General features: G+C 53.8%; 11 protein-coding genes. All 11 read left to right on the forward strand.

Features of this window, described 5'->3' with window-relative positions:
• The first annotated feature begins 53 nt into the window (after positions 1-53).
• The 11 genes from I6L41_RS03420 (at position 54) to I6L41_RS03470 (ending at position 11,751) form a co-directional block, all read left to right on the forward strand.
• Positions 54-590: a GNAT family N-acetyltransferase gene (locus I6L41_RS03420; RefSeq protein ID WP_120413982.1), complete on the forward strand. Its 537-nt coding sequence runs from the start codon at positions 54-56 to the stop codon at positions 588-590.
• Positions 587-820 (forward strand): acyl carrier protein, encoded by a 234-nt coding sequence (locus I6L41_RS03425; RefSeq protein ID WP_120413983.1) that lies wholly within the window; start codon positions 587-589, stop codon positions 818-820. The genes I6L41_RS03420 and I6L41_RS03425 overlap by 4 nt, the downstream gene beginning before the upstream one ends.
• Positions 820-1,569: an SDR family NAD(P)-dependent oxidoreductase gene (locus I6L41_RS03430; protein ID WP_204383489.1), complete on the forward strand. Its 750-nt coding sequence runs from the start codon at positions 820-822 to the stop codon at positions 1,567-1,569. The genes I6L41_RS03425 and I6L41_RS03430 overlap by 1 nt, the downstream gene beginning before the upstream one ends.
• Complete coding sequence (locus I6L41_RS03435; protein WP_216950529.1) at positions 1,566-2,924, forward strand: AMP-binding protein; 1,359 nt, start codon at positions 1,566-1,568, stop codon at positions 2,922-2,924. Before I6L41_RS03430 ends, I6L41_RS03435 begins: the two co-directional genes overlap by 4 nt.
• Entirely contained in the window at positions 2,921-3,976 is a 1,056-nt protein-coding gene (locus I6L41_RS03440; protein WP_216962001.1) for an acyl-protein synthetase, read from the forward strand. Before I6L41_RS03435 ends, I6L41_RS03440 begins: the two co-directional genes overlap by 4 nt.
• Positions 3,955-5,160 (forward strand): acyl-CoA reductase, encoded by a 1,206-nt coding sequence (locus tag I6L41_RS03445; RefSeq protein ID WP_216962004.1) that lies wholly within the window; start codon positions 3,955-3,957, stop codon positions 5,158-5,160. Before I6L41_RS03440 ends, I6L41_RS03445 begins: the two co-directional genes overlap by 22 nt.
• Positions 5,161-5,328: 168 nt before the next feature.
• Positions 5,329-6,300: a glycosyltransferase family A protein gene (locus I6L41_RS03450; protein ID WP_216962007.1), complete on the forward strand. Its 972-nt coding sequence runs from the start codon at positions 5,329-5,331 to the stop codon at positions 6,298-6,300.
• The gene (gene glf, locus I6L41_RS03455) at positions 6,297-7,457 is read left to right on the forward strand and encodes a UDP-galactopyranose mutase (protein WP_216962010.1); all 1,161 of its coding nucleotides are present in this window, start codon (positions 6,297-6,299) and stop codon (positions 7,455-7,457) included. The genes I6L41_RS03450 and glf overlap by 4 nt, the downstream gene beginning before the upstream one ends.
• Before the next feature lie 44 nt (positions 7,458-7,501).
• The gene (locus I6L41_RS03460; protein ID WP_216950533.1) at positions 7,502-8,866 is read left to right on the forward strand and encodes a glycosyltransferase family 2 protein; all 1,365 of its coding nucleotides are present in this window, start codon (positions 7,502-7,504) and stop codon (positions 8,864-8,866) included.
• The gene (locus I6L41_RS03465; protein ID WP_216962013.1) at positions 8,866-10,029 is read left to right on the forward strand and encodes a glycosyltransferase; all 1,164 of its coding nucleotides are present in this window, start codon (positions 8,866-8,868) and stop codon (positions 10,027-10,029) included. The genes I6L41_RS03460 and I6L41_RS03465 overlap by 1 nt, the downstream gene beginning before the upstream one ends.
• Positions 10,030-10,056: 27 nt before the next feature.
• Positions 10,057-11,751 carry an asparagine synthase gene (locus I6L41_RS03470; RefSeq protein ID WP_216962016.1) on the forward strand — a complete coding sequence of 565 codons (1,695 nt, stop codon included), beginning with the start codon at positions 10,057-10,059 and terminating at the stop codon, positions 11,749-11,751.
• Positions 11,752-11,820 lie beyond the last annotated feature (69 nt).

The following is an 11,820-nucleotide window of genomic DNA, read 5'->3' on the forward strand; positions in this document are numbered from 1 at the left end:
GCTACGGAATGGCAGCAGTGTGGTCGATAAGAGAGACAGGTAATGAAAAGTGGATGACGTTGAAGATGAGTTATGGCGTTGAGTTACGCCCGATAGAGCCGTGGGATCTTCCTGCCTTGCGACGTTGGCGCAATAAGGATGAGGTGCGAATGCAGATGGTATCCCAGACGCGTATTTCGCCGCGGCAACAGCGCCAATGGTTTGTCGCCACCCGTGAACGACAGGATCAGCAGCACTGGGTGCTCTGGTGCAAGGGCGTGCGAGCGGGTTACGTCAATCTGAAAGGTGAGTGCCAGGGCAAGCTGCAGGGTCAGGTGATTGCCGATGCGGGACTCTATCTGGGCAACTCAGGCGTGCGGCATCCCATGTTGGCCGTTGCTGCTGCTTTAACCCAGCTTGATCAGGGTTTTGATGAGCTGCACATCGGTTGTATCCGCACCCTGGTTCGGGAGAACAATCGCTCGGCCCTGCGCTTGAATGAACAACTGGGTTACCGCCAGATAGGACAAGATAACGGATTTTTTGCATTGGAACTGCTGCCGGCGAATTACTATACCGCCCGTGAGCGGCTACGGAGATTTTTCAGATGACAATCGCATTGGAACAGGTTTTTGCCGAGGCTTTGGGTATTGATATCGGCAGCGTCAGCGATGGGCTGGCTTACAACAGCATCCCGCAGTGGGATTCCGTCGCCCACATGGGGCTGATCGCCCAGTTGGAGGATAACTACGGTGTATTGCTCGACACCGATGACATTATCGACATGAGTTCGGTCGTCAAGGCGCGGGAGATCCTGGCCAAATACGGGGTCGCTTTCTGATGCAGGGACTGTTGCAGGGCAAGCGGGTGTTGATCACCGGTGCCGGGCGTGGCATCGGGCTTGCCATCGCCCGCCAGTTTGCCTCTCAGGGGGCTGAACTGTGGCTGGGAGGCCGTGATGAGGTAACGATGAGCCTGCTGGCGACCGCGATTGGTTCCGAGTTTGGCGTGCCTTGCCAGCCTCTCTGCTTTGATGTGGCTGATCCGTCGGCGGTCAAGCAGGCCTTTCAGCAGCTGTTTGCTCAGACTCGCCAGCTGGACGTGCTGGTCAACAATGCCGGCATGCTGGAAGAGGCGTTATTGGGGATGGCGAACCAGACCCATCTGCAAAAGACATTCAGCAACAATACCTTTAGTGTGATCTATTGCAGCCAGTATGCCGCCCGCCTGATGCCGCGCAGTGGTGGCGGCAGCATCATCAATCTCGCCTCCCTGATGGGGCAAGTGGGGACGGCTGGGCTCAGCTGCTATGCCGGCAGCAAGGCGGCGGTGATTGGCATTACCCAGTCACTGGCCAAGGAGCTGGCCGCCAGCCAGATCCGAGTCAATGCGATTGCTCCCGGTTTTATCGATACCGATATGGCCCACGCCATCCCGCAAGATAAGTTTGCCGAGCGGGTGGCCAGCATCGCAATGGGGCGGATTGGTACGCCAGAAGAAGTGGCCAAGGTGGCCCTGTTTCTCGCATCCGACTTGTCGAGCTATGTGACCGGGCAGGTGATTGGGGTCGATGGGGGGATGGTGATTTGAGCCAGCCTGATTTGTTGACGCATCTGGTTGAAAGTAATGACGAGCCCGCCTGGCGAGACCCGCAAGAGGGGTGGCTCAGTTATGGTGAGCTGGCTCGGCGTGTGGCGCAGTTGGCTACCACCTATCCCGTCGGTCGTCATTTGGTCTACCTGCCATTTGTGACGTCCACCTTGCATCTGCTTCACTACTTGCTGGCCCTGCGTGATGGCCACGCCATCATGTTGGCCGATCCTGCACAGGATGCCCAGTTGCACCATGAGCAGTGCCAGCGCTTTGGTGTCAGTCTGCGGGTGTTGGAGGATGGGGCAGTTGCGCATCTTGGCGATGCGCCCTCGTTTCACCCTGAGTTGGCCTTGCTGCTGCCGACATCGGGCAGTACCGGCTCCTGCAAATGGGTGCGATTGTCGCGAACCAATCTTGATGCCAATGCCGCGGCCATCGCCGAATATCTGGCGCTGAACGGGGGTGAGCGAGCCATCACCTCGTTGCCACTTTTTTACTCCTTCGGGATGTCGGTACTTAACAGCCATCTTTTGGTTGGCGCCTCTCTGGTTTCATGCACTGCCAGTCCCCTTGAGCGCCAATTCTGGGATGAGGTAAATCGTCATCAGGTCACTAGCGTGGCGGGGGTCCCGTTTACCTTTCAGATGCTTAACCGCTTGCGTTTTGACTGGACCCGCTATCCCAGCCTGATGACGCTGACCCAGGCCGGAGGACGGCTTGAGCCGGCACTGGCAAAGCAATTTGCCGAACAGGCAGCTGCGCTGGGACGCCGTTTTTTCGTGATGTATGGTCAGACCGAAGCGGCGCCGCGCATCGCCTGGTTGGCTCACGACGAAGTGATTGTTGCTCCGGATGCGATCGGCCGTGCCGTACCGGGCGGGTGCCTCTCTCTTCGTCATGAGTCCGGCTTTCCCGACGGGGAGGGAGAGCTGGTTTACCAAGGGCCAAATGTGATGTTGGGCTATGCGGAGCGCCCTGAAGATCTGGCTCGGGGGCGTGATATGGATGCGCTCTTTACCGGCGATCTGGCTCGTTGTGATGAGTCGGGCCGATTCTATCTGACCGGACGACTCAACCGTTTCCTGAAGCTGTTTGGCAAACGGGTGAGCTTGGCTGAAGTGGAAACCTGGTTGCAGGGGAGGGGTTATTCCTGCGCTGCGACCGGCCGTGATGATTGCCTGCTGGTGGCCATCGAGGCAGACGCGTGCCCCAGTGACGCACTGCAGCTGGAGCTGGCCCGCTGGCTGATGGTGCCGCCATCAAGCGTTCGCATTTATCGGCATCATTTGCCACGACGCAGCAATATGAAGATCGATTATCCGGCCCTGTTAACACAACTGGAGCAGCTATGAACAGGCTGTTTGATGCGCCGGTTTTCGGGCTGTCTCAACATGAAAAAAGTGGGTTGCTCCTTGCTCGCCTGAATGAATTGACGCAGCGCCATGCGCAGGGGTGTCCAGCTTTTGCCAATATTCTGTCGGCGTTTGGCTGGGGTCAGGCCTCGACCTATCAAGAGCTTCCTTATCTGGCCGCCCGCCTGTTCAAATTGGCCCAATGGCAGAGCGTGCCGCAAGAAGAGGTATTCAAGGTGCTCACCTCGTCGGGCACCACGGGGATGCCGTCACGCATTGTGCTGGATCGGGATACAGCCGCGTTGCAGAGCAAGGTGCTGGTGAAGATCCTGCAAGAGTTCGTCGGCAAGCAGCGGCTGCCCATGCTGCTGGTGGAGCAACCCGCCCTGATTCAAAACCGCAGCGGTTTTTCCGCCCGCGGCGCCGGTGCGCTGGGGCTCTCCTTCCTTGGGCGAGACCATACCTATGCCCTCGACGAGCAGATGCGGCCCAACTGGCCGGTCATCGAGGCGTTTTGTGACAAATATGCGGGCCAGCCGGTCCTGTTGTTCGGCTTTACCTTCATGGTCTGGCAATGTCTGCTGGAACCGCTGCGTGAGCGAGGTCTGCAACTGCCGCTGACGCAGGGCACGCTTTTTCACAGCGGTGGCTGGAAGAAGCTGCAACACCTCGCGGTGGATAATCCTGCCTTCAAGCAGCGCTGCCATGAACAGCTGGGGCTGAGTCGGGTGTACAACTTCTATGGCATGGTGGAGCAGGTGGGGTCGGTATTTGTTGAGTGCGAGCAGGGCCATCTTCATGCTCCCCTCTTTGCCGATCTGCTGGTGCGGGATCCGCTGACCCATCGACCGCTCGGGATCGGCAAGCCAGGCTTGTTGCAGGTGATCTCTGCCATTCCCCAAAGTTATCCAGGCCACAGTTTGCTCAGCGAGGATCTCGGTGTGCTGCTGGGTGAGGATGATTGCCCCTGCGGACGTCTCGGCCGTTATTTTCATGTATCAGGGCGTCAGCAAGGCGCCGAGGTGAGGGGATGCAGCGACACTTTCCAGTGATCCGGTCAGATGCAGAAGATGCCATATGGCAAGCTGGGCCCGAGGTCGCTTTCGTGGCTCCCGTCATTGACTGGCAAGGTTTTGTTACTCGCCCGCAGCCAAGCTTTGCGCCCGTAATAGGTGACTTTGTGGCCGCGCTCTCTGCACGTCTGCAGCAGGAGGGACGAGCGAATCCGGATTTAGCCGCCTTTGGTTTTTGGTTGCGGCCTCGCCAGATTGAGGTACAGCGCAAACGCATGGCAGGACGCGCTCCGCTGGGGATGGTTTTTCATCTGGTCCCCTCCAACGTGCCGACCGTCGCGTTCTACTCCTGGATCATGGCGCTACTGATGGGCAATGGTTCCGTGGTTCGCCTCTCATCGCGCATCGACCCGGTGCAAGAGGCCATGCTGACCATCCTGAACGAGCTTTTCTCTCTGCCCGAGTGGCAAGAGATTGCCTCGCGTACCCGTTTTATCCGGTATGACCATGACGAACGGGTCACCGCCTGGCTGTCGGCCCGGTGCCGCCTTCGCATCATTTGGGGCGGTGATGAAACCATCGGTCGGGTACGGGCTATTCCGCTTTCACCCCGCGCTCAGGAAATCGTGTTTCCGGATCGCCGCTCCATGGCGGTGTTGGATAGCCAATGGCTCGCCAACCTGGATGCGGCCGCATGGCGGCAATTGGTTGCGGCTTTGCAACAAGACTTTACTCGCTTCAATCAGCAAGCCTGCGCCTCGCCCACCACGATTTGCTGGTTGGGCGCTCCCGATAGTGTGTTGCGACGTCGTTTGCTCGAAGCCGTCTTTGCCCCCTTTGCAGGCAGCCCTGCCCTGATGATGGAACGCCTCATCAATTGTCAACAAAATGCCGCTCTCGATGGTCAGATGCAGCAGGAGACCTTTGCTGGCGTCACCTTATTGACTCCCACCGCCTCTTTGCGGCTTGAACACATCGGAGGAGGTACAGTTGCAGAATTCGTTGCCGATACTCTTGATGAGTTGCTGTTACAACCTTGGGATATGCAGACCTGTGTCTGGGTTGGGCCAGATAAAATGCGGCTTGAGTATGCGCTACTGCTGTCGCCTTGCTGCCGTATCGATAGGGTGGCAAGTCCGGGACAAGCGCTGGCATTCGAATGGCTCTGGGATGGCATCGACATGCTGGTGGCCTGCAGCCGTCAGCTTGACCGTATTGAATAGTGGATTCCAGGTCACATAAATCAAGTCATATCAATGAATTAGCTTGGTCAGGCACGGCTCTTGCAGTAAATATTGCCATGAAGGGCAGGAAGGGTTGACAGAGACCGTGCGGTAGCCTTGTCCGAATTCTCTAATTCGCTTCTTTTTTACTCTACTTCTGGATTCTCTATGAAAGTCAGCGTACTGGTGCCGGTGTATAACCTAGGGCGCTTTATCGAGCCCTGTCTGCTTAGTCTGCTGGAACAGCAAACCAATTTCGATTTTGAGGTCATTGCCATTGATGACGGCTCGAGCGATGACTCCTGGGCCATTATGCATCGGCTGGCACAGCAGTGGCCGCAACTCAAGGCACTACAGAATGCGCAGAATATGGGGTTGGCCAAGACCCAGAAACGCTTGCTGAGAGAGGCTGCCGGTGAATACATCGCCTATGTCGACGGGGATGATCTTGCTCTGCCGGGCAAGCTGCAGAGCCAGGCCGATTATCTTGATTTGCACACTGACTGCACGCTTTGCTACCACGAAGCGGAGATGTTTGATGATGAAACTGGCGCACGGATCAAGCTATTCACCCGCGATTATTACAATGCCCGCTATCTTGAATCCGTGATGACACGGGAGGCCTTGATCCGCTTCGGGGTGTTCGTCAATGCAAGTTCCATAATGTTTCGCCGTTATGAAGGGATGGAAAATGCCATCGATGAGGGGTGCAAGATCATCCTCGATTATCCCTGGCACATCTTGAACCTCTCCCACAATCCGGGGACGCTGGATTTTATCCCCGAATTATTGGGCCGCTATCGCTTCCATACCCAGAGCTTTGGTGGACAGACCCGCAAATCGGCAGAACGTCGTGAGCAGTCGCTGCGCGATCTGCTGCGCGCCTGTGATAACGCCGCTGCGTTTGGGGCGGATCCCGTGGCCATTGCCCAGGGGCGTGCCCATCACTATTACTCTGCCGCACTCTACTTTCTGCGGCAGGATGACGTCGTGCGCTTCACGCAACTTATCGAACAGTCAGTTGCCGAGGTCGCGGAGCTGGCGCCAGGCTGGTTCTTCGATGAGCGACATCAACTGGCGTGGGTGCAGCGAGCTCATCCTGCTCGGGTCATGCAACAATTGTTTGGAGAGGCGGCATGAGTTATCAGGCGATAATCATTGGCGCCGGGCTTTCCGGTGCCGTCATGGCCGAGCGAATGGCCAGCCAGCTCGGTTGGAAGGTACTTTTGCTGGAGCAGCGCGATCATATCGGTGGCAACTGCTTTGACGAGTATGATGAGCATGGGGTGTTGATCCATCGCTATGGACCGCACCTCTTCCATACCGACAACAAGGAAGTCTGGGATTACCTGTCGCAGTTTACCGAGTGGTTGCCTTACGAGCATCGTGTGTTGTCACGCATTGACGGGCAGTTGGTGCCGATCCCGTTCAACCTGACCAGCATCGAGCGCTGTTTCCCCGCCGACAAGGCCGCCGCCATGATTGAGGCCCTGCGCACCCGGTTTGGTGATGGTGCCAGAGTACCGATCCTAGAGCTACGCAAAGAGGCGCATCCCCTGCTGGGTGAATTGGCAGACTTCATCTATCAGAAAGCCTTTGTCAACTACACCAGCAAACAGTGGGGGGTTGCGCCCGACCAGATCTCCCCCGAGGTGACGGCGCGGGTGCCCGTGGTGGTGAGTCGGGATGATCGCTACTTCACCGATCCCTGGCAGGCGGTACCAGCTGCAGGCTATACCGCCATGTTTGAGCGCATGCTCGCACACCCGCTGATTGACGTGCGGCTGTCTACCCCCATGGTGCAGCGTGTCAGGTTGGATTGGCATCAGAAGCTGGTGTGGTTGGATGGCGCACCTTTCGATGGTCCACTGATCTATACCGGTATGCTGGATCAGTTGATGTCGGCAGAAGGGAATTGTTTGCCATACCGCTCACTGCGTTTTGAACATCGCCATCTGGCGCAAGAGCAATTTCAGCCTGTCACCACCGTCAATTATCCGAATGAAGAAGCCTTCACCCGGATCACCGAGTTCAAGCATTTCAGTGGGCAGGTGCATCCCGGCACCAGCATAGTGTACGAATATCCCTGTGACTATCAGCCGGAGCAGGAGTTGGAGCCTTACTACCCGCTGTTTACCGATGAGGCCAAACAGAACTATCAGGCTTGCCGCGATGAATTGGCCCAGTTCCCGCAACTGATTGCTTTGGGGCGCCTTGCCGAGTATCGCTATTTCGATATGGATGATGCGGTGAGCAATGCATTAAATTTTTTCTATAAAATATGCACGGCATACTAGCTTTTGGTATTTGATAGATAAGTGTTAGCCGGTGAGAAAATAAAATGAAACCAATCTGTGTGGTTATCTGTAATTTTAATAAGCAAAATTATGTGCTCGGGGCGATCGAATCAGTACAAAATACAGCGGGTGAACTGGCGGATATTTTTGTTGTAGATAACGCATCAACAGATGACTCTGCAACATTGATCCGTCAATACTATCCTAATATTAGACTTGAAGTATTAAAAGAAAACGTTGGTGGCTCTGGGGGATTTGCTCATGGTATGCGCCAAGCCCAAAAAATGGGGTATCGTTATATTGCGCTACTGGATAATGATGCTGTCGTACTACCAAACACCCTAGTTGGGATGATGGATTTACTGGCTAACCACAACGATATAGGTGTTATCGGACCAGCAATATGTAAAATGGATAATCCGGAGGTGGTACAGGAGGTCGGCTCCAACGTATCTTTAAAGGATGCTACCTTTAGTTTTCACCTTAATTTTGCGGGTGAATCCTATTCCTCGATAGCGATGGAACCGGTGGATTGTGATTATGTGCCCGCTTGTTGTCTGATGACAAAAGCTGAAATCATCGAACGGGTGGGTGTATTTGATGAGGACTTTTTCCTTTATTGGGATGACATTGATTGGTGTGTACGAGTCAAGGATGCTGGTTGGCGTGTAGTCGCACAGCCAAGACTACAGGCTTTGCACAAGGGAGGTGGTGCTAATGCGACTAATACATTACCTCGTTACTACTACTGGCGTAACAAGCTGAGTTTCTTCGCAAAGCATCCTGTTCGCTATCCTCCCCATCAGGTCAAACATTATGTACAGCGCAGCTTGGCACGTAATATCACCTTCCAGCATTTGAATGCCATGGACGAGTTGCTTGTTGCCATGCAACGTGGTTTACAAGATGCTGCCACCGGTATCGGTGGGCGTTATCGGGGGGGAGCCTTTCCTGAGCGCGGTAGTGGCAAGCAAAAGCTGCTGCAGGTTATGGTTCCACCCGGAGTTTACTTGCTAGATGTGAGTGCAGTGACAAAGTCTGATATGTCCGCAGCAAGACAACACAATAGCCTGTGCCGTTTCATTGTCAGTTGTGGTCAATTTAATGTAAAGAGTCACCGTTTTGTGCTGGCTCCTGCATTGTATGAGACCTTGTCGAAGAGTATCCGGGACTGGCCCGAGTGCGTTAACACTGTGCCTCTGTCTGAGTCGACCACTGCAATTCGTCTGATCGTGGTTCCTCACCTGTTTGATGTTACCTCAACTGAGGTGGCACATGACGAGCTGTTAACCGATCTATTCTGGAATCTGCTACCACAGACTATCGACGGGGTAACGGCATTGCAGATCGCCACTGAATTGGAGTCGGCACGTCAGTCAGTAGATGCATTTTATGCTTCGGAGGCATAATGGCGGGGTATGGATCAATTTTAGCTATCTATAACGTGAATCTTAAAACACGTGGGCACCTGGGCGTTATGCGAAAGGTGCTGGCTCAGGCTCAGGGCTTTAGTCGCCACCACACGCAAGTGCATATGATCTGCGGCGATGGTCCGAACATAGTGCGCCTGGTGTTCGAGGCGGGAAGTGAAGTCCAGCGCGAGATCATCACTACTGCGGTGGCTCCTGGGGATTTCTTCGTGCATGTAGCCACCTGGGTTGCCACGCACCAAGCCCAGGCTCGCGCATTCGAGTGGGCGTATGTGCGTTACAACCCGATGCATAACGATGAGTTACTGCAACTGGCGCGGCAGCTGCACGCCGCAGCAGTGCCTATGTTCGTCGAGATGTACACGCTGGAATATCGAAATGAATTGCCAGCTCAAGCCGCCAAGACCGATCTGGGCTATTTCCTGCAGTTGGCACCCTTGGTGGCCGGATTTTTCACCCCCAGCCAAGTGCTGCCGGGTGCGACCTTGCATCAGCGGCCGCTGTACAAGATGGGCAACGGGGCAACCTGGATCGCACCGACTGCGCCGCAGCCGAGGCCTGATATTCACCACGCTTTCCACTTGCTAGGGGTTGGCTATCTGGCGCGTTGGCACGGCTATGATCGGCTGTTCCCGGCAATACCCGAATTTGTAAAAGCCTACCCAGAGGTCGAGTTGCGGCTGTTCCTGGTCGGCCAGGGGCCCGCTTCGGCCCAGTTGGCACAACAGGCCCAGGAATTGGGGGTTGCCGAGTATGTGACTTTCACAGGTGCGCTGGATCCTGATGCGTTGGCCAATCGTTATGCCAGGGTGCATCTTGGTCTCGGGTCGTTGGGTTTCCATCGCACCGGCGTCAGCTACGCAGAACCATTAAAACACCGTGAATTTATGTATTACGGTTTGCCGTTTATCTACAGCCTGGAGGACAGTTTTAGCCCCGAGCAATTATCTGGTACATGGCAACTGGCTGCCGATGATCAGCCTGTTGATCTGGTCGCCATCTATGAACACTATCTTTCACTGCCGATAGCAGAGACCGCCCGCAACCTGCACCTTTATGCCGAATCACATTTCTCGTGGGGGGTGCAAACCGCCAACATCATGCAAATAGCGCAAGAACGATTAAAACAAATAACATTTTAATAAATTAACCTGCAACGGCGAATCAAGATGCCTGGACTATTTGGTTATGTAAAAAATAATCCGCAATATTCGGATCAGATAACTCAGATCGTTCGTACGCAAACCGCGCTTTACCCGGTAGCAATCGAACACGAGTATCAGGATGACAACGTAGCTGCTGTACGATGCTTTTCATTTTATGCAAAAAAGACACATCAAGATGAATCTGGGTTGTTACAGATTTGGGTGGAGGGATGTGCCTATAATTTGCAAGAGATAGCACAGCATTATCAGCAAATATTTCACGACCTGAATGGCGCCATTATTTGGAGCTATCAACAAAATCTGTTAGCTGATTTGCTGGCAAGGCTGGATGGCATATTTTGTGCGGTGCTTTTCGATCGGCAGCGTAAAAAAATCACCCTGGTCTCAGATCGAAATGGTATGCGAGTACTGTTCTATTATCATCGCAACGGTCATTTCGCCTGGGGAAGTGAAATAAAGGCTTTTTTATCGCTGGATTTTTTTGAAAAAAAAATTAGCCAACAGGCACTCTCCTGTTTTATGGACTTGGGATATCTGGTCGGCGATATTACCTATTTCGACGGCGTGACGCTGTTACCGCCAGCCACAGTACTGAGTTATGACCTGGATCGCGATCGGCTACACAGCCAACATTACTGGTCGTGGGCAAATATCAAACAACAGAACGTATCGTTCAATGATGCGGTCGATGCGTTGAGCGAAATTGTTATGCACGCCGTGCAGCGGCGGCTGGATATGGCGGAATCGCTGGTATTTCCAATCAGTGGTGGGCTGGATTCAAGAATGTTATTGGCGGCCACACACCAGATGCACCCGGGGTATAAGGGGGCCTGTTATACCTTTGGCACCGATCAATGTGCCGACATTGTGTTGGCGCAGAAGGTAACCGAAATGGTTGGCTGGCCCCATGTGATTCATGAGTTGACGCCGGATAACTGGTTTGAAAAAAGAATACCGACTATCTGGCTAACTGATGGGTTGCTGGATATGCAGCACATGCATGGCTGTGAGTTTGTTGACCAAATTATCCAGCAAGGGCGATATGCCCTCAGTGGTTATTGTGGTGATGCGATTCTGGGGCCGAGTTTTTTGCGCGCGGAAACGGCAAACAAGAGAATCAACGCGGAGATTGCCGAGTTGTATTATGGCCAGCATACCTATCTGGCTAATATCGATTCGTCTTTCTATGATACCCCGCACGTTGAACCCAATCTGTTTATGAACCGGGTTCGCCGCTTTACCAATATGGGAACCCTGGCGTCCTCCGCGTGGTTGGAGCATAAAAAACCATTCCTTGACAATGAATTACTAGAGTTTGTCTTCTCGATTAATGATGAATATCGACTCGGTAATCGACTGTATTCCACCGTGCTGCTGAAGCAGTTTCCCGAATTTTACAAATCAATTCCCTGGCAAAAAACGGGCAAGACAATTGACAATAATCCCGCCATTCCCATGCCGGAATGTAAAACCGATCATTACGCCGATTATTCAAGCTGGATCCGGCAGCCAGACATTGCGCAAAAGTTGAACAAAATATTGAATCCGCTGACCGCACTCTATCGACAGTTTACCGATGAGAATTGGCATGCAATGTACTATGTGCCCCATCTGGTGCAAAATTTAAATCGCAGCAATAAATTGCTTAGAGCCGCAACCATAGAACTGTTTTTGCAGTATTGTTTTACACAAACATAACGATAAGTCGTTAAGGAATAAATATGTTTAGAGATGCATATATAATCAGTTGCAGCGCTCATTGTGGTG

It is taken from the genome of Aeromonas sp. FDAARGOS 1411 (assembly GCF_019047125.1).
GTDB classification, from domain to species: domain Bacteria; phylum Pseudomonadota; class Gammaproteobacteria; order Enterobacterales; family Aeromonadaceae; genus Aeromonas; species Aeromonas veronii.